The following is a 25,525-nucleotide window of genomic DNA, read 5'->3' as shown; positions in this document are numbered from 1 at the left end:
CCGTTCAGCCGGCGTCCGTAGTGCTACCGACCTCGTGGTTGCCCATCACCTCGAGCGCACGCACCAGCGCCGAGTGGTCGAGCTGGTCCCAGCCCTGCGCCGCGGCGGCCTGCATCAGCTGCGCGGTGCCCGCGGTGTTGGGCAGGGCCAGGCTCATCGCCTTGGCGCTCTGCAGCGCCAGGTTCAGGTCCTTCTGGTGCAGCGCGATGCGGAAGCCGGGGTTGAAGGTGCGCTTGATCATGCGCTCGCCATGGACTTCCAGGATGCGGCTCGAGGCGAAGCCGCCCATCAGCGCCTCGCGCACCTTGGCCGGATCGGCGCCGGCCTTGGAGGCGAAGACCAGCGCCTCGCCGACGGCGGCGATGTTCAGCGCCACGATGATCTGGTTGGCGACCTTGGTCGTCTGGCCCGCGCCGGCGCCGCCCACCAGGGTGATGTTCTTGCCCATCAGCTCGAACAGCGGCCTGATGCGGGCGAAGGTCGCTTCCTTGCCGCCGACCATGATGGACAGCGTGCCGGCCTTGGCGCCGACTTCGCCGCCGGACACCGGCGCATCCAGCCACTCGGCCCCCAGGGCCTCGATGCGCCGCGCGAAATCCTTGGTCGCCATCGGCGAGATGGAGCTCATGTCCACGACGGTCTTGCCGGCGCTCAGGCCGGCGGCGACGCCGCCCTCGCCGAACAGCACCCGCTCGACGTCCGGCGTGTCCGGCACCATCGTGAAGATCACGTCGGCGCGCTGCGCGACCTCGGTGGCGCTGGCGCAGACGGTGGCGCCAGCGGCGCTCACCTCCTCCCGGACCTGGCTGCGGGTGTGGACGAACAGCGCATGCCCGCCCTGCGCGAGGCGCACCGCCATGGGCGCGCCCATGATGCCCAGGCCGATGAAGCCGATCTTGATGCTCATGAGGTTCTCTCTTTCAGTCCTTGAACTTGTCGCGCAGGGCCTGCGTGGCGGCGCGGAACACGCCCAGGTCGCTGCCGACCGCGATGAAGGTCGCACCCTGCTCGAGGTAGCGGCGCGCGTCGGCCTCGACCGGCGCCAGGATGCCGACCGGCTTGCCGGCGGCGCGGCAGGCGGCGTGGATCGCCGCCATCGCGGCCTGCACCTCGGGATGCTGCGGATTGCCCAGGTGCCCGTAGCCGGCCGCCAGGTCCGAGGGGCCGATGAACACGGCATCGACGCCGTCGATCGCGGCGATCTCGGCGGCGGCGGCCACGCCGGCCGGGCTCTCGATCTGCACGATCACCGCGATCTGCTCATTGATGCCCTGGAAGTAGCCGGGCACGGTGCCGTAGCGGTTGTTGCGCTGCGAGACCGACACGCCGCGGATGCCCTGCGGCGGATAGCGCGTGGCGGCGACCGCGGCGGCGGCCTGCTCGGCGTTCTCGACGAAGGGCACCAGCAGGTTGGAGAAGCCCGCGTCCAGCAGCCGCTTGATCTCGACGGCGTTGTTGCTGCTGGGGCGCACGACCGGCGCGCTGACGCTGTCCTTGAGCGCCATCAGCTGCGGCACGAAGCTGCTGACCTCGTTGGGCGAATGCTCGCCGTCGAGCAGCAGCCAGTCGAAGCCGGCCACGCCCAGCACCTCGGTGCTGATCGGGTTGGCCAGCGAGCACCAGCAGCCGATCAGGCGCTCGCCGGCGCGCAGGCGCTGGCGCAGGGTGTTGGGAAAGCTCGAATAGGGCGTGGTCGGCGTCGGCATGACTGGACTCCTCTGTGCGTCATCAATCAAGCTTGAGCCCGCTCTTGGCCACGACACCCGCCCACTTCTTGCGCTCGGCATTGAAGAAGGTGTCCATCTCGGCCGCGTTCATCGTGTTGACCTCGGCGCCCTGCGCGGCCAGCCGCGCGCGCACGTCGGGCGAGCGGATGATGCTGATCAGCGCGGCGGACAGCTTGTCGACATGGGCCTTGGGCATGCTGGCCGGGGCCAGGATGCCCTGCCAGGTGCCGGACTCGAAACCGGTGGCACCCTGCTCCGCCAGCGTCGGGACGTTGGGCAGCAGCGGCACGCGGGTGGCCTTGCTCACGCCGATGACCTTGAGCTTGTTCTGCTGCACGAAGGGCAGCGTCGCCAGCATGCCGTTCATCAGCACCTGCGTCTGGCCGGCGATCGTGTCGGTGACGGCCTGCGAGCCGCCCTTGTACGGGATGTACTCCCACTTGGCACCGGTCAGGCTGGCGACCTGATAGCCCGCCAGATGCGGCGCGCTGCCCATGGCCGTCACCGCGAAATCGATCTTGGACTTCTTCGACAGTTCGACCAGTTCCTTGAGGTTGCTGGCCGGCACCGACGGATGCACCACCAGCATGTGGGGCGAGTACGCCAGCATCGCCACGCCGCGCAGGTCCTTGGACGGATCGAACGGCAGCTTGGTGTAGAGCGACGGGCTGATGGCCAGCGCACTGACGTCGCACAGCATGACGGTGTAGCCGTCGTTCGCCTTGGCGGTCTGGTCCGCACCCATGTTGCCGCTGGCGCCGGGCTTGTTCTCGACGATGACGGTCTGCTTGAGCTGCTCGGACAGCAGCGGCGACAGGATGCGCGCGATGATGTCCGACGAGCCGCCCGGCGTGTACGGGACGATGATCCTCAGCGGCTTGCCGGGCCAGCCGGCCTGCGCGAACGCGCCGGGCGCGACGCCGGCCAGCGCGGTGACGGCGGCGGTGGCGAGCACGGCGCGGCGGCCGATGCGGCCGATGCGGCCGGTCGCCGAAGGCTTGTTCCGATCTTGCATGTCTCTCTCCTTGTTGTCGGGATGTCGCGGGATCTCAGCGGACCATGCAAGGCCGCTTGGGATCGAACTTCCAGCCGGGGATCAGGTGCTGCATGGCGATCGCGTCGTCGCGCGCGCCGAGCCCGTGCTTCAGATAGCGCTGATGCGCGGCCTCGACGGCCTGCATGTCGAGCTGCACGCCCAGGCCGGGCGCGGTCGGCACGGCGACCTCGCCGTCGACGATCCGCAGCGGCTGCCGGGTGAGGAACTGGCCGTCCTGCCAGATCCAGTGGGTGTCGATCGCGGTGAGGCGGCCCGGCGCCGCGGCGGCCGCATGCGTGAACATCGCCAGCGAGACGTCGAAGTGGTTGTTGGAATGCGAGCCCCAGGTCAGGCCGAAGTCGCGGCAGGCCTGGGCGACACGGACCGCGCCCGACATCGTCCAGAAGTGGGGATCGGCCAGCGGGATGTCCACCGACTGCAGGCTCAGCGCATGGGTGAACTGGCGCCAGTCGGTGGCGACCATGTTGGTCGCGGTGGGCAGGCCGGTGGCGCGGCGGAACTCGGCCATCACCTCGCGGCCGGAGAAGCCGTCCTCGGCACCGCAGGGATCCTCGGCATAGGCGAGCACGCCGCCCAGGTCGCGCAGCAGGCGCACCGCGTCCTTGAGCAGCCAGCCGCCGTTCGGATCGAGCGTGACGCGCGCTTCGGGGAAGCGGGCCTTCAGCGCGCGGATGGCCTGGACTTCCTCCTCGCCGCGCAGCACGCCGCCCTTGAGCTTGAAGTCCTTGAAGCCGTAGCGGGCCTGCGCGGCGGCGGCCTGCTCGACGATCGCCTCGGGCGTCATGGCGACCTGGTGGCGGACCTTGAGCCAGGCGTCGGTCGGTTCGTCGCTGTCCGGCTCGTCGTCGGGCGTCTTGTAGGCCATGCCGGCCTTGGTGCGGTCGCCGACGAAGAACAGGTAGCCGAGCATGGCGACGCTGTCGCGCTGCCTGCCCTCGCCCAGCAGCTCGCAGATCGGCACGCCCAGGTGCTGGCCCAGCAGGTCCAGCAGCGCGCATTCGACGGCGGTCAGCACATGGATGGTGGTCCGCAGGTCGAAGGTCTGCAGGCCGCGGCCGCCGCTGTCCAGGCCCTGGAACTTCTCGCGGACCTGCGCCAGCAGCGCATTCCACTTCGCCACCGGTTGGCCGACGAGCAGATCGCCGGCCTGTTCCAGCGTCCTGCGGATCGGCTCGCCGCCGGGGATCTCGGCGATGCCGACGTGGCCGGCGTTGTCCTCGAGGATCAGCAGGTTGCGGGTGAAGAACGGCGCGTGCGCGCCGCTCAGGTTCATGAGCATGCCGTCATGGCCCGCGACGGGGATCGCGCGGGCGGACGTGACGAGGGGACTGCTTGCGCTCACAGGGAACTCCTGATCGGGATCGCGGGAACGGGGATCAATCGGCGGTGATCTTGCGGGTCTCGATGACCTGCTTCCAGCGGGCGAATTCGGCCTTCTGGAAGGTCTGTGCCTGGTCGGGCGTGTTGGCGACGGTCTCGATGCCGATGTCGGTGAACTTCTGCTTCACCGAGGGCTCATGCAGCGCCGCGACCAGGTCCTTCTGCAGCTGCGCGCGCACCGCGGGCGGCAGACCGCGCGGGGCGGCCACGCCCTGCCACGAGTACACGTCCGCGCCCTTGATGCCGGACTCGGCCAGCGTCGGCACGTTGGGCAGCACGGCCGAGCGCTTGTCGCCGGTGACGGCCAGCGCGCGGAGCTTGCCGCCGACGATGTGGGGCAGCACCGCGTTGACGTTCTGGAAGGAGGCGTCGACCTGCGCGCCGAGCAGGTCGGTGATGGCCGGCGAGCCGCCCTTGTACGGCACATGCAGGCCGTTGGTGCCGGTCTGCAGCCAGAAGAGCTCGGCGGTGAGGTGATCGGAGGACCCGTTGCCGGAGGAGGCGAAGGTCATCTTGCCGGGGTCCTTCTTCAGCGCGTCGATGACGTCCTTGACGCTCTTGAGCGGCGAGCTGGCCGGCACGACCAGCACGTTGGGCGCCTGGATGGCGACGGTGAGCAGGTCGATGTCCTTCAGGGCGTCGTACTGGACGGCCTTGAGCAGGTGGGGCGCGATGACGAAGGGGCCGAGCGAGGACACCAGCAGCGTGTAGCCGTCGGCGGGGGCGCGCCGGACCTGCGAGGTCCCGAGCGTGCCGGTGGCGCCGGGGCGGTTGTCCACGATGACGGTCTGGCCCCACTTCTTCTGAAGCTCGGCGCCCATGGCGCGGGCGAGCATGTCGGTCGAGCCGCCGGCGGGGAATGGGACGACGAGCGTGACAGGGTGGTCGGGGAAGCCGTTGGCATGGGCCAGAGAGGCGGCGCACAGGGACAGGGCGGCGGTGCCGAGGGCGGCGGCGGCCTTGATGACGGCCAGGCGGCGGGTCAGGACGGTCATGGTTTGTCTCCGGGAAGGAACCGTGGAAGCCGCTCTTGATGTGACCCGGACTTCGATCGGGACCGGCGGCGGCTTGTTGTCAGTCATCATACAAGTCGAGTTGCGCCGATGACAAGGCGTGAGGCGCCGCAGGGGATCGGGGAAAACGCGCAGAACTACTGATTGCGGTTGGGCGGAGACCCATAAAAACTATGGGCTTTCCGCCACATCGATTTAACGCCGCCGCCACGCGCGCCTCTAGGATTCAACCCATAAGAAATATGGGGAGCCAGAGCACGCGAAGGCGCGACCGTGACATTCAAGAAGTTTTCGATTCCGCAGCTGGAACGGCATATCCGCCGCATCGTCGCGCAACCCACCCGGGTCCTCTGGACCCGCCATGCGAAGCAACGCATGCGTCAGCGCCATGTGAGCCTGGAGGACGCGCTGGAATGCCTGCGCAAAGGGCGAATCGGCTTGCCGCCGGAGGTGGACATCCCGTCGGCACGTTTGATCTGCCGTTTGCAGTGGTACGGCGCCGCGCGGAATGTCCAGGTGTGCGTGGCCCTTGACGACGAGGATCCGGAACTCATCGTCGTGACGGTGATTGCTTAGGAGAGAACATGACGCTGTATCACTTCACCGAATGCGGACTGGACAACGTCTGGCTGAAGAACGGATTCACGGTCAAGGAGACGCCGTTCGGACCTGCGGTGTCCTTCGCCGCCCTGGACCAACTGCTCGACGAAATCGCCTCGCACCTGGTCCGGAAACCCGGGCGCCTCACCGGCAAGGAGTTCCGGTACTTGCGGTCGAAGATGCACCTGTCGCAGGCCGCTATGGCTACGCTCCAGGGCGTCAGCGAGCAGAACATCAGCCTCTGGGAACGCCGAGGCCGGGTGCCGAAATCGAATGACACCCTTCAGCGATTGCTTTACTTGAAGCACGCGGCGGGGGACGAAACCTTGAAGTCCGCGTTTGATCGAGTCATGACCGTCGAACGCCTCGTGCATCAGAAGATCGTCGCCACCGCCAGCCGCAAGGGCTGGAAGTTCACCGTGGAGGAAACCGAACCCACCGACGAGGCGCCGGCCGTCGCCGGCTGACGCCCCCGCCGATGCGCTCAGCGTTGCTCCTGCAGCGCCAGCGCGGCGCGCCGTCGGCGTTCGCGGCTGTTGGCCAGGTGGGTGCGCATCGCCGCGCGCGCCGCCTCGGCGTCGCGGGCGTCGATCGCGACGAGGATGCTCTCGTGCTCGGCATTCACGCGCAGCAGATAGTCGCGCTGCGCGATCGGATCCTCGTCGCCAGCGGCCTGCAGGCTCGCCAGGCGCGCGCGCGGGATGCTCGGCGCGCCGAGCGTCGCCATCAGTTGCTCGAAATGCGGATTGCCCGTCGCGCGGGCGATCTCCAGGTGGAACTGGAAGTCGGCGGCCACCGCGTCGCGGCCGGCCTGCGCCGCTTCCGCGAAGGCGCTCAGGGCCGCACGCATCGCGGTCAGGTGCGCGTCGGTGCGACGCTGCGCAGCCAGCGCCGCGGCCTCGGTTTCCACGCCGATGCGCAGTTCGAGCACCGCGACGACATCGTGCAGCGTCGCCATCTGCTCCGCGCCGATGCGGAAGGGCCCGCCCTCTCCCAGCCCCAGCACGAAGGTCCCGATGCCATGGCGCGTCTCGACCAACCCAGCCGCCTGCAGCTTGGAGATCGCTTCGCGGACCACCGTCCGGCTGACCTCGAACTCGGCCATGATGGCCGCCTCGGTCGGCAGCTTGTCGCCGCTGGCCAGCGCGCCCGCGCGGATGCGGTCCTCCAGCGCCCGGACAAGTCCGAGGGCCAGCGATTTCGGGCGGGTACGGGTCAGCGGCACATTCATCACGGGCTCAGTTGTACGACAACATCGGGTCGAGCGACAACCGCGTTATCGCGGTGTCGCGTCGATACGGCGCGAAGGGAAACGAACAGGGACGGCGATTGTCCCGTGCCGGAACGGCCCGAGTTCAGGTGTCGAGCGGGAACTTCGTGCAGCCCAGCCGCGCCGAGATGTCGCGACTGGCCGCTTGCAGCATCGCCACCACCTCGGGCGCCTTGGCGTCGTCGTAGCGGAAGGTGGGGAAGCTCACGCTCATGCCGGCGATCGGCTGTCCCAGCCGGTCGAAGATCGGCACCCCCAGGCAGCGGATGTGGTCGTCGAACTCCTCGCGGTCCTCGCCGAAGCCCTGGGCCTTGACCCGTTCCAGCTCCGCCTGGAAGGCGGCCGGCTCGGTGATGGTCTTGTCGCGGAACCGTTGGAACTCCGCGCCCGCCAGGATGCGCGCGCGGCGCTCCGGATGTTCCCAGGCCATCAGCACCTTGCCGATGGCGGTGCAGTGCAGCGGCGCACGCCGGCCGATGCGCGAGTACATGCCCAGCATGTGCTTCGAGTCGACCTTGTGGACGTAGATGATCTCGCTGTCGATCAGCGTGCCCAGGTGGACCGTCTCGCCGGTGGCGTCGGCCAGCATCTGCATGTGGTGCTTGGAGAGATCGACCAGGTCCGGGTACTGCAGCGCCTTGGCGCCGATCTCGAAGACCTTCATCGCCAGCCCGTAGCGCTCGCTGTCGCTTTCCTGGTGCACGTAGCCCAGCGTCTTCATCGTCTGCAGGAAGCGGTAGACCGTCGCCTTGGGCATGGCCAGTCGCACCGACAGCTCCGAGATGCCGGTGTCGCTGCGTTCCGACAGGGCCTGCAGGATGGCAAACACCTTGAGCACCGCGGCCACCGACTCGGGCTGCTGCTTGCCATCGTTCAGATCGTCATCCATGCGCAACGTGTTCCTGGAAAGGGAAGATTTCACCACAGCCGGCCGGTGCCCGCGCCCGCGCGAACCCGGGCCGGCACCGCGGTCGCGGGGTCGATGGACAGGCGGTACGGCGGCGTCCAGCCGGCTTCGCCGGCGACCGCCCGATCCGGATTCGCGGCACGGAGCATGCCCGCCAGGTCGATCGGCTCGCCATTGAAGCGCGAGCCGCGGTCCTCGAGCCGGTCGCCCTTGAGCAGCCGCGCCACGCGCCCGGGCGCGATGCCGGCGGCCGCCTCCCAGGCGTTGGCCTCGCTCAGCACCTGCGATTCGAGGCCCGCGCCGATCGAGTAGGCGTAGGGATAGTCCCCCCCCGGCGTCGCGAGGTAGAGGTTGTTGACCACATGCACCTGGCCATAGCGCACGCGCGGGGTGCGCTCCTTCACCTGCTCCCACAGGTTGTGGTGCAGCGTGACGCGCAGGTGTCCGCGATCGTCGCGATGGCCGTCGCCGCCGCCGATCAGCATGGTCTTGTCATGGCGGCGGAAGACGTTCCAGGACACGGTCACGAAGTCGGAGCGCCGCGTGATGTCCAGCAGCCCGTCGTGCCGCTGCATCCGCTGGCCCAGCACCACCGGCTCGGCGGGATCGGGCCGCGCGCCGTCGTCGAAGGCGCAGTGGTCGACCCAGACATGCGTCGCCTCGCGCAGCGACACGGTGTCGTATTCGGAGTTCCATTCGCCATGCCCGTTGTCGTTCGGGTCCCAGGCGGGGAAGAAGTCGTAGGCATCGGAGAAGCGCAGGTTGCGCAGGATCACCTGCGAGACCTTCTCCAGCATCAGCGATCCGCCATCGAAGCCCGCATCGGGGACGACGCCGACGATCGTCGTGTTGGACGGCACCTTGACGACCACCTGCGCCGCCTGGCGGCGCGCCGAGCGCCTGCGGGCGTCCTCGAGCGGCCCCTCGGGCGCCCGTCGACCCCAGCTCGCGGGGTCGTACTGGCGGGCGAAGGCCTCGAGGTCGAAGTCGGGGTCGCGGAAGTCATCGATGCCCAGGCGCTTCCCGGCCGCATCGGCGGCGAGGTCGATCCGTCCGGCCACCGCGATGAGCTTGGGCGTGTCGCCGAGCGCGAGCGCCGCATCCAGTTCCGCGCGCGTGCGCACGACGCGGACCGCGTCCGGCGCCGCACGCGCGCCGCCGGCGGTGCCGCCGTTCATCGAGGCCCAGCCGTCACCGGGCGCGATCGCGTCGAACGCGGCGGCGGGCACGCCGATGGGCAGCCAGACGTTGCGGACCTCGGCCATGCGGTTGGCCGCCTCGCCCTTGGTGCTGAAAGGACGGCGAGACGTGGAGGCCGACCACGACGCCAGGTGGGCGCCCAGCAGGTTGTCGCGGACCAAGGCCTGCCCATTGGGCACCGAAGGCGAGGCGCGCCATTCGCCGCGCGCCACGCCACGGTCCCACGCGCGGCCGAGGCTGACGCTGCCCGGGGCCACGCCCGGCTCGGCCAGCCAGCGCGAACGCTGCACCAGGAAACCGTTCGCCACGGCCTGCGGCGTGCTCGGCGCGAGCACGTGCCCGCCGTGTCCGGGCGTGCGTCGGCCGGCGCGGCTGACGATCAGGCTGTCGTCGATGAGCAGCGTCGCGCCGCCGAAGATGAAATCGACATCGCCGCGGATTTCGCTGCGGCGAACGAGCACGCGCGCGGCCCGCGCCGGATCCTCGCTCGCGCGCTCGGCATAGAAGGTGTCCTGATGACCCAGCAGCCGGACCTGCTCGAGTTGCAGCCGGTCGCCGCGGGTCATCAGCGCCACCGCCTGCGCGCCGCCGCTCTCGCCCACGCCGGCGGGATAGCCCTGCCCATCGCGCACGCCGTCCATCGCATCGTTCACGACGGTGAGCCGCGCCAGCTGCGCGTCGTCGCTGAAGAGCATCACGCTGGCGCTGCCCGGCGTCCCGTGGGTCTCGGCGTCGAGCAAGGGCAGGCAGCGATGCGCGGGCTCGCCACGGCGCTTGGGCAGCGCGTTGTAGCGGCCCTCGACGATGACGACCTCGCTCGGATCGCCCGCGCCGTAGAGCGCGAACGGCGCCTTGTCCTGGATGCACAGCGGCTCTCGGTAGGTGCCGGGCTTCACCAGCACGTAGCTGCGCGCGGAACCGCCCTTGCCCGGGAGCGCATCGATCGCCGCCTGCAGGGTGCGATGCGTGCCGCTGCCGTCGGCCGCGACGATGAAGGTCGGCGTCCAGCGCGACGGGTCCAGCGGCGCGGGCGTCCAGTCGCCCAGGTGTTCGGCGCCGGACGCCAAGGACGACGCGGCCAGACCCAGCACCGTCAGCACCCGCGCGACACGCAGGGTCCCGCTCACAGGTCCGCCAGGTACAGCGCCGGCTCGCCTTCGGCGTCCGCGCTGAAGAGCACCTGCTTCTCGTCCGGCGTGAAGGAGGGATGCGGATGCGTGACCTGCCGGTTGCCCTTGTAGACCCGCCAGGAGCTGTCATGCCGGGCGACACGGCGCTCGGTGCCGGCCTTCAGGTCGAAGAGATGCAGGAAGGGATCGGTCGCGATCTGGTGGCTGCCGGTGTCGGCGACGTCGGCCGGCGAATCGCAACCGTCGCCGATCAGCAGCGTGCCGTCGTGGTTGCTCATCAGGTGCGAGCACGGCGGCATCCTCGTCAGCCGCTTCGACGCGAGGCTGACCGGATCCAGCGAGCAGATCCAGCGGTCGCGCTGGCCCTTCAGGTACGAGACGTAGATCATCGCGGAGCCGTCCGGCACCCAGAACTCGTGGGTGCAACTCTCGCCCGGATCATGGCGACGGCCGCAGCGCAGGTTGCGGCCGTCCTCGTCGACGAACCACATGCGCGCGTCGACCAGGTCGTGCGGCCCCTCATGGCAATAGGCCACCGTGTGGTCGTCCCCGGGCCGGTACTGCGGATGCCCCAGCCAGCCCTGCTGCTCGAGGATCACCTCGCGCGCGCCGGTCGCCAGGTCGATGCGGATCAGCCGGCAGCGCGGCTTCGCATGGAACATCTGATGGAACTTCTGCCAGTCGCTGAGCGGGAACCAGTCGCTCGCGGCGATCTCGATGCCGACCATCTTCGTGCAGGCACTGTTCGACACCCAGGTGCCGTAGCCCACCCAGCCCTCGGGCACGGTGTAGACGACCTCCTCGCTCAGGTCGCTCAGCGCCAGGCGGATCAGGCGCCGCTCCGCGCGGACGAAGTACAGGTGCCGGTCGTCCGGACTCAGGAAGCCGCCGAAGGTGTTCTCGCCCGCCTGGTCGGTGAGCTGCGTCGCGACCTGCGAGCCGAGGTCCAACAGGTGGTAGTTCCAGCTCGATCCGGGCCCGAACTCGGCGCCGAAGATCAGCCGCTGGCCATCGTTGGTGAAGCACTTCTGATAGAAGTAGTTGCGGTGGCAGGTCACGTCGGTCGGGGTGAGCCGGGTGACGCGCGCGCCGGTGTCGGCGTCCTGACGGGTGACGAAGCGCAGCTGGCGTTCGGTGGCTTTCATGGTCGCTCTGATCCTCGGGGGACGGGTTCACTTGATCCGTTGCAGCAGGGCCTGGCCTTCCGCGACCAGGCGGCGCGCGGCGTCGACTTCGGTGGTCTTGCCGTAGGCGACGGTCTCGAAGACCTCGCGCATGAACTTATGCAGCCGCGCATGCTCGAACAACGGCGCCGGGCGCCTGAGCCGACCCGACTCGCGCTGCACCTTGATCTGCTCATGCGCCGCGACCTCCAGCGGCGGCAGCGTGCCGGCCGCCTTCAGCTGCTCGAAGGGGCCGCGCGCCGACGGCAGGCCGCGGGTGCGGCCGAGCAGGGTCGCGGCCTCCGGGTCGGTCAGCAGGAAGTTGACGAGCCGAGCGGCGAGTTCGGCCCGGCCGTTCTTCTCGGCATGGCGGCTCACCGCGTACATCACCGTGGGCCGGCCGAACATGCCGCTGTCCAGCGCGCCGGGCAGCGTCGGGAACTTGCCGAGCACCAGCTTCTGCCGCTTGTCCAGCGTCGACGCGCGCAGCCCAATCACCGAGTCCCAGGTGTAGTTGCCCGCCCAGCGGCCGACGACCCAGTCGGGTTGCTGCTCGGTCGGCTTCTCGGCGCCGCCCAGGCTCGCCCGCAGCGGCAGCGGCGTGGCGACATGCTCGGTGACGAGCCGCTTGTAGATGCGGACCCAGTCCAGCGCGGCCGCCTCGTTCATCGCCACGCGCGGCGACGCGGGGTCGACATAGGGCGTGCCATGGCGCTGCTGCACCCAGGCCTGGGAGAGCAGCATCATGTCGTACAGCTCGCCGTCCAGCGGATAGGCGTCCTGGCCCAGGATCCGGCGGAAGGCCGGCCCGGTGGCGAAGAGTTCGTCCCAGCTGCGCGGCAGCGCGAGGCCGGCGCGATCGAAGGCCGCCTGGTTCCACAGCATCACCCGCGCGCTGAAGGAGACCGGCAGCGCATTGAGCTTCCCGGCGACATCGCCATAGGCCAGGTCCTCGCGGTCGAATTGCGCCAGATCCAGCAGCGCCGCGTGCCGGCGCAGGTCGGCGAAGCCGTTGCCGCGCTTGCTGAACATCGCCAGCCAGGCCCAGTTGATCTGCATGACTTCGGGCTCGGAGCCGCCGGCGATCTGCGTCGTCAGCCGCTCGAGGTAGCCATTGAAGCCCATGTACTCGGCCTTCACCCGCACGCCGTGACGGCGCTCGAAGAGCGCCAACGCCTTCAGCGTCGCCTCATGCCGACCCGCGCCGCCCCACCAGGCGAAGCGGAGCACGGTGCCCTTGTCCTGCGCGCGCAGCACCGCCGGTGCCGTCAGCGCGGCGCCCAGGCCCGCCGCGGCCGCGACCGCGGCGCCACCCGCCGCCAGGCCCAGCACCTGTCGTCGGGGCAGGCTCATGCGCGGGCCCCCGGCACGGCGGACATCAGGTTCACGCCGCTGCGCGCGTCGAAGAGGTGGCAGGCCGACAGCTGCAGATGCAAGGTGAGCGCATCGCCCCGCGCCAGGCCCTGCAACGCGACCGCCTGCTCGGCCGGGATCCGCGCCGTGACCGGCAACCCGCCCAGCTCCGCATGCAGGTAGACCTCCGAGCCCATGTGCTCGGTGAAGCGCAGCCGCGCCGTCACGCCGATGCTGTCGCCCTGCGGGCGCGGCGCCAGGCCGATGTGCTCCGGCCGCAGTCCGAAGGTCACCGCCGCGTCGGCCAGCCGTGGCAACGCCGCGATCCCCGACGCCTTGTCCGCGGGCAGCGGCAGCCGCGCGCCGCCGACCTCGACCGCCAGCCCGGTGTCGGTGGCCTGCAGGCGGGCGTCGAGCAGGTTCATCTCCGGTGACCCGATGAAGCCGGCAACGAAGGCGTTGGCCGGCCGATCGTAGAGCGCCGTCGGCGTGTCGACCTGCTGGATCACGCCCTCCTTGAGGACACAGATGCGCTCGCCCATCGTCATCGCCTCGACCTGGTCATGGGTGACGTAGATCGTGGTGGCGGGCTGCTGGCTGTCGCGCAGCGTGCGATGCAACTCGGTCAGCCGCACCCGCATCGCGGCCCGCAGCTTGGCGTCGAGGTTGGACAGCGGCTCGTCGAAGAGGAACACGTCCGGCTTCTTCACGATCGCCCGGCCCACCGCCACGCGCTGCGCCTGGCCGCCGGAGAGCTGCTTCGGATAGCGGTCCAGCAGGTGCTCCATCTCCAGCAGCTTCGCGGCGTGGCGCACCCGCTGGTCGAGTTCCGCCTTGGGCGTGCCGGCCAGCTTCAGGCCGAAGGCCAGGTTGTCGTAGACCTTCATGTGCGGATACAGCGCGTAGTTCTGGAACACCATCGCGATGCCGCGCTGCTTCGGCGGCAGCGCGTTGACGGCGCGGTCGCCGATGCGCAGCTCGCCGCCGGTGATGCTCTCCAGCCCCGCGATCATCCGCAGCAGCGTCGACTTCGCGCAGCCCGACGGGCCGACGAAAACCATGAACTCGCCGTCGCGCACTTCGAGGTCCACGCCGTGCACCGCCTTGAATCCGTTGGGGTACACCTTCTCGACCTTGTTGAGGCTCAGTCTTGCCATGCCGATGTCCTTGTCAGCCCTTGACACCCGAGGACGTCGCGCCCTCGATGAAATGCTTCTGCGCGGCGAAGAACACCGCCACCGACGGGATCAGCGCCACCACCGAGATCGCGATCACGTTGGCCCACTCGACCTCCTCGGTCGCGCCGATGCTCATCTTCAGCGCCAGCGACACCGGGTACTTCTCGACCGAGGCGAGGTAGATCAGCGGGCCCATGAAGTCGTTCATCGTCCAGATGAACTGGAAGACGATCACCGAGATGATGGCCGGCTTGAGCAGCGGCACGATGATGTGCCACAGCAGCTGCAGCGCATTGCAGCCGTCGATCTGCGCGGCCTCTTCCATGTCCCGCGGGATGCCGCGCAGGAACTGCACCAGCATGAAGACGAAGAAGGTGTCCGTCGCGAAGGCCGAGGGCACGATCAGCGGCAGGTAGGAGTCCAGCCAGCCGATCTCACGGAACACCAGGTACTGCGGCAGCCGCAGCACGATCAGCGGCAGCATCATCGTCGCGATCATGATGCTGAAGAGCAGCTTTCGGCCCCAGAACTCGAAGCGGGCGAAGGCATAGGCCACCAGCACGCAGGAGATCACCGTCACGACGATGCGCGGGATCGTGATCAGGAAGCTGTTCAGGAAATAGGTGGCGAAGGTGTATTCGGTGCTGGTCTTCCAGCCCTTGGCGTAGGCGCCGAAGTCCAGGCGGTCCGGCCAGAAGCCGGCGGAGCTGAAGATCTCGGCGTTGCTCTTGAAGGACGCGCCGATCAGCCACAGCAACGGATAGAGCATCACGATCGCGACCGCGGCCAACGCCAGGTAGCGCAGCGGGCGGTTGCCGCGGTCGCGACCGAGGACAAGCGTGGGACCTTCACCCCTGCCCTCTTCCGCAAGCCGGAGAGGGAGTGCGGCGCCCGCGGTGACGTTGGGCGTGGCGCTGGGCGTGGTGGTGGAGGTGGCGTTGGGCGTGATGGTGGGTGGGGCGTGGAGCGTGCCGTTGGGCGGTGAGGCGGACGCGGCGTTGGGCGGCGCGCTCGGCGCCATCGGAGGGCGGCTCATCGCTTCGCCTCCTTCTCGCCGGAGTAGAAGACCCAGTACTTGGAGCTCCAGAAGGACAGCGCGGCCAGTCCTCCCACCAGCGCGAACAGCACCCATGACAGCGCGGCGCCGTAGCCCAGGTTGAAGAAGCGGAAACTCTGGTCGTAGATGTAGAGCGCCAGCACGTAGGTCGAGTGCAGCGGGCCGCCCTCGGTGATCATGTACGGGCCGTTGAACTCCTGGAACGCGTGGACCATCTGCATGATCACGTTGAAGAAGATCACCGGCGTGATCAGCGGCACGGTGATCTTCCAGAACTGCTGGGCCTTGCTGGCGCCGTCGCACTCGGCCGCCTCGTAGAGCGAGATCGACACGTTCTGCAGCGCCGCCAGGAAGATCACCATTGCCGAGCCGAACTGCCAGGTGAACAGCAGCACGATGGTCCACATCGAGTAATGCTCGTCGGCGAGCCACGCGATCGGCTCCAGGCCCAGCTTCATCAGCACGAGGTTGACGAGCCCGTTCTTCGCGAACACGAAGCGCCACAACACCGCCACCGCGATCGAGCCGCCGAGGATGGACGGGATGTAGAACGCGGCGCGGAAGAAGTTGATGCCGCGCAGCTTGAAATTCAGCACATGCGCGATGAACAGCGCGAAGCCCACCCGCAGCGGCACCGCCAGCAGCGCGAAGAGCAGCGTCACGCCCAGCGACTTGCGGAACAGCGGATCCGCCGTGGCCAGTTCCTCATAGTTGCGCAGGCCCACGAACTGGGGCGGGTCGATCAGGTCGTACTGGGTGAAGCTCAGCGCGAAGCTCATCACGAAGGGGAAGAGCTTGAACAGCAGCACGCCCAGCACGAACGGCAGGACGAACAGGAAGCCCAGCTTTTTGTTCTCGTACATGCACCGTGTCTCCGTCGGCGGGCGCGCGCGGCCTCTGCGGGCCGCGTCGCGCCGGTACTCGTGTCGGGTCGGGTTGGCGTGGGGTCGGGCCCGGCCCTCAGCGCGCCAGCCAGCCGCCGTCGACCGCGACGGTATACCCGTTCACATAGTCCGAGGCCTTGGAGGCGAGGAACACCACCGGTCCCGCCAGGTCGTCCGGCACGCCCCAGCGACCGGCCGGGATGCGGTCCAGGATGGCGGCGTTGCGGCTCTCGTCCTGGCGCAGCGCGGCGGTGTTGTTGGTGGCCATGTAGCCGGGTGCGATCGCGTTGACATTGATGCCATGGGCCGCCCACTCGTTGGCCATCAGCCGGGTGATGCCCATCACGCCGCTCTTGCTGGCGGTGTACGAGGGCACCCGCACGCCGCCCTGGAAGGACAGCATCGACGCCACGTTGATGATCTTGCCGCCGCCGCCCTGCGCGAGGTATTGCCGGGCCACCGCCTGCGAGAAGAAGAACACCGTCTTGAGGTTGAGGTCGACGACGTCGTCCCAGTCCTTCTCGCTGAAGCGGATCGCATCCTCGCGCCGGATGATGCCGGCGTTGTTGACCAGGATGTCCACGCGGCCGGTCAGCGACTTCGCCTCGGCCACCAGGCCCTCGATGCAGCTGATGTCGCCGAGGTTGGCGCGCAGGTCCAGGAAGCGCCGGCCCAGGCGCTCGACCTCGGCCCGGGTCTCGACCGGGTCGGACACGTTGACGCCGACGATGTGCGCGCCGGCCTGCGCCAGCGCCACCGCCATGCCCTGTCCCAGCCCGGTGTTGCAGCCGGAGACGATGGCCACGCGGCCATCGAGTTGGAAGTTGTCCAGGATCATCTCGTTCATTCCCTTGATCGGGGTGGGACCGCGAGGCGCCGCGCTTCAGCGCAGCGTCGTCATCGGCACGTGGTCCATGTCCTTGAAGACCTGGTTCTCGCCGACCATGCCCCAGATGAAGGTGTAGGCCTGGGTGCCGACGCCGGAATGGATGGACCAGCTCGGGCTGATCACCGCCTGCTCGTTGCGCACGACCAGGTGGCGGGTCTGCGTCGGCTCGCCCAGCATATGGAACACCACCGCGTCGGCCTTCATGTCGAAGTAGAAATAGACCTCCATGCGGCGGTCGTGCTGGTGGCACGGCATCGTGTTCCAGAGGCTGCCCGGCTCCAGCTGCGTCATGCCCATCAGCAGCTGGCAGGTGGGCAGCACGTCCGGCACGAGGAACTTGTAGATGGTGCGGCGGTTGCTGGTCTCCGGCGCGCCCAGCGTCTCGGGCGAGGCCTCGGCCAAGGTGACCTTGCGCGTCGGATAGGCGGTGTGGGCCGGCGCGCAATTGAAGTAGAGCTTCGCCGGGTGGGCGCCGTCGACGCTCTTGAACTCGACGATCTTCGCGCCCTGCCCGATGTAGAGCGCCTCGCGCGGGCCGATCTCGTATTGCGTGTCGTCGACGAAGACGCGGGCCGCGCCGCCGATGTTGATCAGTCCCAGCTCGCGGCGCTGCAGGAAGTAGTCGGTGCCGGTGTGCTTGCCCAGCTCCGCGGAGAAGGTCACCGGCTGGGTCACCGGCATGATGCCGCCCACGATGATCCGGTCGATCTGGCTGTAGGTCAGCGTCGCGCGATCGGGCTGGAACAGGTCCTCGACCAGGAACTGGCGGCGCAGGCCTTCGGTGTCCAGCGTGCGGGCGTGCTCGCTGTGGATGGGTTGGCGGATGTCCATGTCTTCCTCGGTGCGGTGGGCCGTCCTCGGGGGCTTCCCGGGACTGATGGGAGCGAAGCGTACGGGCCTGCGGACTTTCCCGGAACTATGGTTTCTATGTAGTGAACCGCTGTTTCATTTTTTCGTCTCCTCGCTATAGTTGTCCGCAACGACGGCCGGGAGCCTCCCGGCGCCAGGCGCACCGGCGCTTGTGGAGATCGCGAGGAGACCGCCCCGATGAATCCGTACTTCCTGAACGACGCCGAGCCCTGGACCGAGCTGGGCGACGGCATCCGCCGCAAGATCGTCGGTCACACGCCGGAGCTGATGTCGGTGCTGGTGCAGTTCGACGAAGGCGCGATCGGGACGCCGCATGCGCACGACGCGCATGACCAGATCGCTTTCGTGCTGAGCGGCTCCTTCGCCTGCGAGGTCGGCGGCGTGAAGCGCACCCTCATGCCCGGCGACGCCTTCGTCGCGCCGCGGCTGACGACGCATGGCGTCGTCGCGCTCGAGCCCGGCAGCACGCTGCTGGACCAGTTCTCGCCGCGGCGCGGGGACTACCTCTGATCCCGACCTGACCCCCAGGGTCCGCGCGCGGCGCGGATCGCAGACATCCGCAGTACCGAGGCGGCGATCGCACTGCAGCGACGGCCGCTCCCGACCTGCCGGCGCCCTGCGTGCGCCCGCGACCGACCGATGCCGCGAGAGCGAGGGCCACGATCCCGAGCCCGCGGCCGCAGAAGCACCTTGGAGACAACGTCATGCCCCACCGTCATGGGACTCGCCTCGGGACGTCCTCGTCCGACCCTCAGCGCCGCGCGCGCCGCGCCGCGCCGCCGACACCCCGCCTGACCCGCCTCGCCGCCTGCCTGCTGGGCACGGCGACGCTGTCGCTGCCCGCCTGGAGCCAGGACCAGGCCGCTCCGGCGCCCGCGACGCCGGCCGCCTCCGCCGCCGCCACCGACAAGGCGCTCGAGACGGTGGTCGTCACCGGCATCCGCGCGTCGCTGGAAAGCGCGCTCAATGCGAAGCGCCAGGACCGCGGCATCGTCGACGTCATCAAGGCCGAGGACATCGCCAAGTTCCCCGACACCAACCTGGCCGAATCGCTGCAGCGCATTCCCGGCGTGGTGATCGACCGCGACGCCGGCGAAGGCCGCAACATCACGGTGCGCGGCCTGGGCGCCGACTTCACCCGGGTGCGCATCAACGGCATCGAGGCGCTGGCCACCACCGGCGGCACCGACAGCTCCGGCGGCGCCAACCGCTCGCGCGGCTTCGACTTCAACGTCTTCGCCTCGGAGCTGTTCAACACCATCACCGTGCGCAAGAGCAGCTCGGCGGAAGTGGACGAAGGCTCGCTCGGCGCGACGGTGGACCTGCAGGCGGCGCGGCCGTTCGACTTCAACAAGCGGGTGATCACCGCCTCGGTGAAGGCGCGCTACAACGACCTGGCACGCGAGACCGATCCCCGCGCCGCCTTCCTGATCAGCGACGTCTTCCTGGACAAGCGGCTGGGCGTGCTGGTTTCCGGCGCGTACTCGAAGCGCCGACTGTTCGAGGAAGGTTTCTCCACGGTGCGCTGGGACAACGGGCCGTCGTCGGGCGGCTGGTGCTCGCCGCAGGGCACGACGCCGGCCAATCCGGCCACCACCGCGGCCACCTGCGGCCCGGCCGCGCAAGGCGTGCCGCGCCTGCCGGCGTCCGCCGGCGCCAGCGCCGCCTACAGCCTGGCCAGCAGCGCCGACAACTTCCACCCCCGTCTGCCGCGCTACGGCCGGCTCACCCATGACCAGGACCGGCTGGGCCTGACCGGCTCGGTGCAGTTCAAGCCGACCGACCGCACGCTGCTCACCTTCGACATGCTGTATTCGAAGCTGGACGCGACGCGGCGCGAGGACTTCCTCGAGGCGATCTCCTTCAGCCGCACCGCGAGCCAGGGCGGCAAGCCGCAGACCAGCGTGGTCGAGGCGCAGTACGCGCCCAACGGCGCGCTGCAGTACGGCGTCTTCAACGGCGTCGACGTCCGCGCCGAGTCGCGCTACGACGAGCTCACCACCACCTTCCGCCAGCCCAGCCTGACGCTGGAGCAGGAGCTCACCGACCACCTGAAGCTCAACGCCAAGGTGGGTCGCGCCGACTCGAAGTTCCGCAACCCGGTGCAGACGACCGTCACCCTGGATGCGCTCAACGTCAACGGCTACACGCTGGACTTCCGCAACGACGACCGGCTGCCGACCATCAAGTACCCCTTCGATCCGACGGTCCAGAACGGCGCGCTGCAGATCGTGGGCGTGCCGCAGGTCACCACCGGCACCCAGCCGACCACGGTGGCCAACACGACCACCAGCGAGGTCCGCATCCGGCCGCAGGGCGCCAACAACCGCAACGACATCGCCCACCTGGATCTGGCGTGGGAGGTGCTGCCCGATGCGCTGACCCTCAAGGCGGGCTACGACTACAAGAAGTACAGCTTCGACACCTACGAATTCCGCCGCATCAACCAGAACGACACGATCTTCTCGCCGGCGGCCGGATCGGGCGTGCTGACGACGATGCTGAACAACTTCGGTCGCGGGCTGAGCCTGCCGGCGGGCACGCCGACGTCCTGGGTCATTCCCGACCTCAACGCCATCGCGGCCGCCTACGACATCTACTGCAACTGCCTCAAGAGCGGCCCCGCGGGCGGACCCGGCGACTTCACCCTGTCCTCGATCACCAACGGCAATGCGCGCGGCAACAACCGCGCGGTGGTGGAGCGCGACCGGGGCGGCTTCCTGCAGGCCGACTTCGAGGGCCGCCTGCTGGGGCTGCGGATGCAGGGCAACGTCGGCGTGCGCTACGTCGTCACCGAGCAGGAAGCCACCGGCTACCTGGCCACCGGCGGCGGCACCGAGGTCGTCATCGGCCAGAAGTACAAGGACTGGTTGCCGGCGCTGAATGTCTCCGCCAACCTGACCAAGGACCTGATCGCGCGCTTCGCCGCGGCCAAGGTGATGGCCCGTCCGCAGCTGGGCAACCTGAATCCGGGCGGCACGATCAGCACCACCGGCACCCTGTCGATCACCACCGGCAACCCCTACCTCAAGCCCTTCCGCGCCAAGACCTTCGACGGCAGCCTGGAGTGGTACTTCGGCCGCAACGCCTTCATCGGCGTTGGCCTGTTCCAGAAGAACATCGACACCTACATCCAGAGCCTGCGCACCAACGCGCCGTACAACCAGACCGGCCTGCCGCTGTCGCTGCTGCCGTCCAACTTCACCGGCGAGGAGGTCTTCCAGCTCACCACGCCGATCAACACCCCGGGGGGCAAGCTGCGCGGCATCGAGCTGAACTACCAGCAGCCGTTCACCTTCCTGCCGTCGTGGGGCCGCAACTTCGGCACGGTGCTCAACTACACCTACGTGAAGTCCAAGATCACCTACCTGGTCTCGCCGACCAGCAACGCCACCATCACCGACGACCTGCTCAACATGTCGCCCAAGTCGTGGAACGCGACGCTGTACTACGACGACGACACCTTCAGCGCGCGGGTGTCGGCCTCCAAGCGCTCGTCCTTCCTGACGCGGGTGCCGGGGCAGAACAACAACGACGTCGAGGGCAAGAACGCCACGCTCAACGTGGATGCGTCGATCTCCTACAAGGTCAACGACCGGCTCACGATCACGCTGGAAGGCGTCAACCTGACCAACGAGGCGAACGACCAGTTCATCAGCCGCGCCCGCAACAGTCCCGTCGTTTATCACGTGACTGGACGCGAGTACCTGCTGGGAGCGAGCTACAAGTTCTGACTTGACGGCGGGAGGCCGGGGGCCGACGCTCCTCGCGGCATGGGGGATCTCTCGCGGACCCCCATGCCGCGTTCCGGTCGCATCACCACGGAGGACTCATGAAGCAGGCAGGGCTCGCGGCCATCGTCGTCGTGGCGGTCATCGCGCAGACACGGGCCGAGGCGCAGGCACCGGCACGGGCGGCAACCTCGTCGCCATCGGCGTTGCGGGTGATCCTCGTCGGGGATTCGACGATGGCCACGAAGAGCGGCTATGGCGACGCGCTGTGCGCGCGCTTCCAGCCCGAGGTGAGCTGCCTCAACCTGGCCAAGGGCGGACGCAGCACGAAGAGCTTTCGCGCGGAGGGCCTCTGGGACCAGGTGATGGCGCTGCTGCGGGCCCGGCCGGCCGGACAGACCGACGTGGTGCTGATGCAGTTCGGCCACAACGACCAGCCGGGCAAGCCGGGCCGCTCGACCGACCTGCAGACCGAGTTCCCCGCCAACCTGGCCCGCTACATCGACGACCTCGCGCCGACGGGCGCGCGCCTGGTGATGCTCACGCCGCTCACGCGGCGCAGCTTCGACACCCAGGGCCGGCTCGACAACGCACTGCGTCCCTGGGCCGACGCGACGATCCGCGTCGCCGCCGAGCATCGCGTGCCGGTGATCGACCTGAACGCGGTCAGCCACGCCGCCGTGCAGGCGATGGGGGAAACCGAGGCCGACACGCTGGCGATGGCACCGAAGCCGATCGATGCGCCCGCGCTGGGCGCCTCCGCGCCCGAGCGCGCCGGCGCGGCCAATCCGGTCTTCGATCGCACCCACCTGGGCCCCAAGGGCGCGCAGGTGTTTTCATCGATGGTGGCCGACCAGCTGGCCCTCACAATGCCGGAGCTCAAGCGCTGGATGCGATGAGCCTTGCAGCAGGAACAACGAAGGAAGCGGATGAGCAAGCGCGTGGCCGTGATCGGCGAATGCATGCTGGAACTCAAGGGCGAGGCCTTCGGCGCCATGACCCTGGGCTACGGCGGCGACACCTTCAACACCGCCGTGTACCTGAAGCGCTGCGGTGCCGCGGCCGGCATCGAGGTGTCGTATGCCACCGCGCTCGGCGACGATGGCCTGAGCACCGGCTTGCTGGACCGCTGGCACGACCAGGGCATCGACACGCGGCTCGTGCAGCGCCTGCCGGGCCGGATGCCCGGTCTCTACATGATCGAGCTGGACGGCGCCGGCGAGCGCAGCTTCCACTACTGGCGCGACACCGCGGCGGCCAAGGCCTACTTCGACGCGCCGGTGAGTCCGCTCGAAGCGCAGGCCGCCGACTTCGATGCGCTCTATCTCAGCGGCATCACGCTGGCGATCCTTCCGCCCGCGGGCCGCGAGCGGCTCTATGCGCTGATGGCCGCGATGCGCGAGCGCGGCGCCCAGGTGATCTTCGACAACAACTTCAGGCCGCGTCTCTGGCCCGATCGATCCGCGGCACGTGCCGCCTTCGACCGTGCGTTCTCGCTCGCGACGATCGCGCTGGTGACCGCGGACGACCATCAGGCACTGACGGGCCTCGACACCCTGGAGGCCGCCCTCGCCCACGCGCGATCGCTGCCGTCGCCGGAGCTGTTGATCAAGCGTGGCGCATCGCCCACGCTGGTGCGGAGCGCGCAGGCGCCCGAACGGTGGACCGAGGCAGCGACCGAGGCTGTGGCTCGCGTCGTCGACACCACCGCCGCGGGCGATGCCTTCGCGGGCGGCTATCTGGCGCGGCGCCTGGCAGGCGCGGACGCGACGAGCGCGGCGATCTTCGGCAATCGCGTGGCGGCGCGGGTGATCCAGCATCCGGGCGCGATCATCCCGATCGAAACGATGGACGACCTGCGCTGAACCCGAGCCTGCGACCGGGCCCTGGATCGCAGGCGGTCAGCGCTCCTTGAACCAACGCCCGAGCGTGGCCCGCTCCTCGTCGGTGATGCCGGTGGCGTTGTTGAGGGGCATGCTCTTCTGCACGACCACCTGCTGGTAGATCTCGGCCGCGTGCTGCTCGATCAGCCGCGGCTCGTGGAACTGGATGCGCTTGGGCGCCAGGGCCGCGTTGTGGCAGGCCAGGCAGCGCGCGTCGACGATGCGCTTCACGGTCTCGAAGCTCACCGGGCCGGTGCCGTCCTCGGGAGCCACGGTGGCCGCGCTGGCTGCGGTGGCCGTGGTGGCCGTGGTGGCCGGCGCCGCCGTCACCGGCACCATCGTCGGGGTTGGCGCGAGCCAGGCGATCAGCACCGCCAGCAGCATCGCCACCGCCACCAGCAGCGGCCAGGCGTCCACGCCCTTGTGGCGCTTCACGAACCAGGTCCGCACCAGCGCTCCCACCAGCATCAGCAGCACCAGCACCAGCCAGTTCTGCGGATGGCTGTAGAGCATGCCGTAGTGGTTGGACAGCATCGCGATCAGCACCGGCAGCGTGAAGTAGGTGTTGTGCACGCTGCGCTGCTTGCCGCGCTGGCCATGGACCGGGTCCACCGGCCGGCCGGCCCGCATGTCGGCGATCACCTGCTTCTGTCCGGGAATGATCCAGAAGAAGACGTTGGCGCTCATCATCGTGGCGATGGTCGCGCCGGTGATCAGGAAGGCCGCGCGCCCGGCGAAGAGCTGGCTCGCGCCCCAGGCCGCGGCCACGATCGCCACGGCGACCAGCCCGAGCACCACGCCGTCGTTGCCGATCGAACCATCGGCCTTGCGGCCGAAGCGGCGGCAGATCTGGTCGTAGACGATCCAGCCGCCGGCCAGGAAGCCCAGCGCCGCGGCCACCGCGGCGCCGGCGCTCCAGTCATGGACGCGCTTGTCGATCAGGTAGGTGTCCGCATTGAACAGGTAGAGCAGCGCGAACAGCGCAAAGCCGCTCATCCAGGTCCAGTAGCTCTCCCAGTAGAACCAGTGCAGTTCCCGCGGCAGGTTGGCGGGCGCCACCATGTACTTCTGAGGGTTGTAGAAGCCGCCGCCATGCACCGCCCAGAGCTCGCCATCCACGCCCTTGGCCTTCAGGTCCTCGGCCTGCGGCTTGAGCAGGTGGTTGTCCAGCCAGACGAAATAGAAGGAGGCGCCGATCCAGGCGATGGCCACGATCACATGCAGCCAGCGCAGCAGCAGATTGGCCCAGTCAAGCAGGTAGCTGTCCATCAACGAACGTTGAGCAAGTTCCGGACCACCACTGCGGGCGCTGTGAACCGGCAAGCGTCGCGCTGAGAAAACCTGGGCGCCGCGGCGACGTCAAGGGGCGAAGTGTATACAGAGACCCTCACCCCTGCCCGCTCCGGCGAGCGGGCAAGGGAGCGACCGGGCGGTCCTGCATCACCTGCGCGACGACGGACAGCGCGACCATCTCGGGTTGCTTGCCGGGAATGCCGGGGATGCCGATCGGGCAGGTGACGTGCGCCAGTTCGTCGGCAGTGAAGCCGCGGTCCTCGAGGCGATGGCGGAAGGTCGCCCACTTGCTCTTGCTGCCGATCAGGCCGATGTACGGCAGGTCGCCGGCCTCGCGCTGGCGCTTCAGGCAGGCGGCCAGGATGTCGAGGTCCTCCGCATGGCTGAAGCTCATGATCAGCACCTGCGAGCCGGCCGCGAGCGTCGGCACCGCGCCCTGCACCGGCTCCGACTGCTCGGCGCGGACGTTGTCGGGGAGCGGCTCGGGGAACATGCCCTCGCGGCTGTCGATCCAGTGCACCTGCGCCGGCAGCCGCGCCAGCAGGTCCACGATCGCGCGGCCGACATGGCCGCCACCGAACAGCGCGATCCGTCGCCAGTCGCGCTGGTCGCCCAGGCGCTCGGCCAGCCCGGCGATCGAGCGGGCGTCCAGCCATTCGAAGCCCAGCCACACGACGCCGCCGCAGCACTGGCCCAGCGACGGCCCGAGCGCGAAGCGCTGGCGCGCCTCGATCACCCGCCCCGTCGCCAGGGCCGCGCGCGCCTTGGCGATCGCATCGAATTCCAGTTGGCCGCCGCCGATGGTGTTCACCACCTCCGACGCGGTGACCGCCATCCAGGCGCCGACCTCCCGCGGACCGCTGCCCTGCAGCGTCTCGACGCGCACCAGCACCGCCGGCTCGCGCGCGAGCCTCAGGGCCAGGATCTGCCAGGACCGCAT

At 69.1% G+C, this 25,525-nt stretch carries 23 protein-coding genes; 6 read left to right on the top strand and 17 right to left on the bottom strand.

All coding sequences use genetic code 11. The features are described from left to right. Nucleotides 1-4: 4 nt before the first annotated feature. The 5 genes from glxR to CS062_RS14620 all read right to left on the bottom strand — a co-directional run bounded on the left by glxR (nucleotide 5) and on the right by CS062_RS14620 (nucleotide 5,159). The gene (gene glxR / locus CS062_RS14640; protein ID WP_099862351.1) at nucleotides 5-907 is read right to left on the bottom strand and encodes a 2-hydroxy-3-oxopropionate reductase; all 903 of its coding nucleotides are present in this window, start codon (nucleotides 905-907) and stop codon (nucleotides 5-7) included. A 13-nt stretch (nucleotides 908-920) separates the two neighbouring features. Then, nucleotides 921-1,706: a 2-dehydro-3-deoxyglucarate aldolase gene (garL, locus tag CS062_RS14635; RefSeq protein ID WP_099862350.1), complete on the bottom strand. Its 786-nt coding sequence runs from the start codon at nucleotides 1,704-1,706 to the stop codon at nucleotides 921-923. A 22-nt stretch (nucleotides 1,707-1,728) separates the two neighbouring features. After that, nucleotides 1,729-2,742: a Bug family tripartite tricarboxylate transporter substrate binding protein gene (locus CS062_RS14630; protein WP_099862349.1), complete on the bottom strand. Its 1,014-nt coding sequence runs from the start codon at nucleotides 2,740-2,742 to the stop codon at nucleotides 1,729-1,731. Between the two features lie 34 nt (nucleotides 2,743-2,776). Beyond that, the gene (locus tag CS062_RS14625; protein WP_099862363.1) at nucleotides 2,777-4,063 is read right to left on the bottom strand and encodes an enolase C-terminal domain-like protein; all 1,287 of its coding nucleotides are present in this window, start codon (nucleotides 4,061-4,063) and stop codon (nucleotides 2,777-2,779) included. Between the two features lie 97 nt (nucleotides 4,064-4,160). Next, a complete protein-coding gene (locus CS062_RS14620) occupies nucleotides 4,161-5,159 on the bottom strand; it encodes a Bug family tripartite tricarboxylate transporter substrate binding protein (protein ID WP_099862348.1) in 999 nt (332 codons plus the stop codon). 291 nt (nucleotides 5,160-5,450) lie between these two features. On the opposite strand from CS062_RS14620, the gene CS062_RS14615 reads away from it, so the two are divergent. Continuing rightward, nucleotides 5,451-5,753 (top strand): DUF4258 domain-containing protein, encoded by a 303-nt coding sequence (locus CS062_RS14615; protein WP_099862347.1) that lies wholly within the window; start codon nucleotides 5,451-5,453, stop codon nucleotides 5,751-5,753. A gap of 8 nt (nucleotides 5,754-5,761) precedes the next feature. Beyond that, the gene (locus CS062_RS14610) at nucleotides 5,762-6,244 is read left to right on the top strand and encodes a hypothetical protein (RefSeq protein ID WP_099862346.1); all 483 of its coding nucleotides are present in this window, start codon (nucleotides 5,762-5,764) and stop codon (nucleotides 6,242-6,244) included. A gap of 17 nt (nucleotides 6,245-6,261) precedes the next feature. On the opposite strand, the gene CS062_RS14605 is transcribed toward CS062_RS14610, so the two are convergent. From CS062_RS14605 to kduI, 10 genes are all read right to left on the bottom strand, one after another. Beyond that, nucleotides 6,262-7,008 carry a FadR/GntR family transcriptional regulator gene (locus tag CS062_RS14605; RefSeq protein WP_099862345.1) on the bottom strand — a complete coding sequence of 249 codons (747 nt, stop codon included), beginning with the start codon at nucleotides 7,006-7,008 and terminating at the stop codon, nucleotides 6,262-6,264. Nucleotides 7,009-7,132: 124 nt separating this feature from the next. Then, nucleotides 7,133-7,936, bottom strand: a complete 804-nt coding sequence (kdgR, locus tag CS062_RS14600) for a DNA-binding transcriptional regulator KdgR (protein WP_099862344.1) — start codon at nucleotides 7,934-7,936, stop codon at nucleotides 7,133-7,135. Between the two features lie 29 nt (nucleotides 7,937-7,965). After that, a complete protein-coding gene (locus CS062_RS14595) occupies nucleotides 7,966-10,281 on the bottom strand; it encodes a pectinesterase family protein (protein ID WP_099862343.1) in 2,316 nt (771 codons plus the stop codon). After that, nucleotides 10,278-11,429: an oligogalacturonate lyase family protein gene (locus CS062_RS14590; protein WP_099862342.1), complete on the bottom strand. Its 1,152-nt coding sequence runs from the start codon at nucleotides 11,427-11,429 to the stop codon at nucleotides 10,278-10,280. Before CS062_RS14590 ends, CS062_RS14595 begins: the two co-directional genes overlap by 4 nt. Before the next feature lie 27 nt (nucleotides 11,430-11,456). Continuing rightward, a complete protein-coding gene (locus tag CS062_RS14585; protein WP_099862341.1) occupies nucleotides 11,457-12,800 on the bottom strand; it encodes an ABC transporter substrate-binding protein in 1,344 nt (447 codons plus the stop codon). Continuing rightward, a complete protein-coding gene (locus CS062_RS14580) occupies nucleotides 12,797-13,957 on the bottom strand; it encodes an ABC transporter ATP-binding protein (RefSeq protein WP_099862340.1) in 1,161 nt (386 codons plus the stop codon). The genes CS062_RS14585 and CS062_RS14580 overlap by 4 nt, the downstream gene beginning before the upstream one ends. Before the next feature lie 13 nt (nucleotides 13,958-13,970). After that, nucleotides 13,971-15,014, bottom strand: a complete 1,044-nt coding sequence (locus CS062_RS14575) for a carbohydrate ABC transporter permease (RefSeq protein ID WP_199174247.1) — start codon at nucleotides 15,012-15,014, stop codon at nucleotides 13,971-13,973. Then, on the bottom strand, nucleotides 15,011-15,898 hold the full coding sequence (locus tag CS062_RS14570; RefSeq protein ID WP_099862339.1) for a carbohydrate ABC transporter permease: 888 nt from the start codon (nucleotides 15,896-15,898) through the stop codon (nucleotides 15,011-15,013). The genes CS062_RS14575 and CS062_RS14570 overlap by 4 nt, the downstream gene beginning before the upstream one ends. Before the next feature lie 97 nt (nucleotides 15,899-15,995). After that, nucleotides 15,996-16,766 carry a 2-dehydro-3-deoxy-D-gluconate 5-dehydrogenase KduD gene (kduD, locus tag CS062_RS14565; protein ID WP_259373110.1) on the bottom strand — a complete coding sequence of 257 codons (771 nt, stop codon included), beginning with the start codon at nucleotides 16,764-16,766 and terminating at the stop codon, nucleotides 15,996-15,998. Nucleotides 16,767-16,802: 36 nt separating this feature from the next. Then, a complete protein-coding gene (gene kduI, locus CS062_RS14560) occupies nucleotides 16,803-17,639 on the bottom strand; it encodes a 5-dehydro-4-deoxy-D-glucuronate isomerase (protein WP_099862338.1) in 837 nt (278 codons plus the stop codon). A gap of 216 nt (nucleotides 17,640-17,855) precedes the next feature. Here kduI and CS062_RS14555 point away from each other — a divergent pair, with 216 nt between their 5' ends. The 4 genes from CS062_RS14555 to CS062_RS14540 all read left to right on the top strand — a co-directional run bounded on the left by CS062_RS14555 (nucleotide 17,856) and on the right by CS062_RS14540 (nucleotide 23,274). Then, nucleotides 17,856-18,188 carry a cupin domain-containing protein gene (locus tag CS062_RS14555; RefSeq protein WP_099862337.1) on the top strand — a complete coding sequence of 111 codons (333 nt, stop codon included), beginning with the start codon at nucleotides 17,856-17,858 and terminating at the stop codon, nucleotides 18,186-18,188. Between the two features lie 194 nt (nucleotides 18,189-18,382). Continuing rightward, entirely contained in the window at nucleotides 18,383-21,412 is a 3,030-nt protein-coding gene (locus CS062_RS14550; RefSeq protein ID WP_099862336.1) for a TonB-dependent receptor, read from the top strand. Between the two features lie 98 nt (nucleotides 21,413-21,510). Next, nucleotides 21,511-22,308 (top strand): rhamnogalacturonan acetylesterase, encoded by a 798-nt coding sequence (locus tag CS062_RS14545; RefSeq protein WP_099862335.1) that lies wholly within the window; start codon nucleotides 21,511-21,513, stop codon nucleotides 22,306-22,308. A 30-nt stretch (nucleotides 22,309-22,338) separates the two neighbouring features. Beyond that, nucleotides 22,339-23,274, top strand: coding sequence for a sugar kinase (locus tag CS062_RS14540; protein WP_099862334.1), 936 nt, complete (start codon nucleotides 22,339-22,341; stop codon nucleotides 23,272-23,274). Nucleotides 23,275-23,310: 36 nt separating this feature from the next. Here CS062_RS14540 and CS062_RS14535 read toward each other — a convergent pair whose 3' ends face one another. Together CS062_RS14535 and xdhC are read right to left on the bottom strand one after the other, a co-directional pair. Beyond that, nucleotides 23,311-24,561: a urate hydroxylase PuuD gene (locus CS062_RS14535; RefSeq protein ID WP_099862333.1), complete on the bottom strand. Its 1,251-nt coding sequence runs from the start codon at nucleotides 24,559-24,561 to the stop codon at nucleotides 23,311-23,313. Nucleotides 24,562-24,679: 118 nt separating this feature from the next. After that, on the bottom strand, nucleotides 24,680-25,525 hold the full coding sequence (gene xdhC, locus CS062_RS14530) for a xanthine dehydrogenase accessory protein XdhC (RefSeq protein ID WP_099862332.1): 846 nt from the start codon (nucleotides 25,523-25,525) through the stop codon (nucleotides 24,680-24,682).

Origin of the sequence: Roseateles chitinivorans (assembly GCF_002761755.1) — a bacterium.
GTDB lineage: Bacteria > Pseudomonadota > Gammaproteobacteria > Burkholderiales > Burkholderiaceae_C > Roseateles > Roseateles chitinivorans.
Note: the sequence above shows the minus strand (reverse complement) of the source record. Positions and strands in the feature narration are given on the sequence as shown.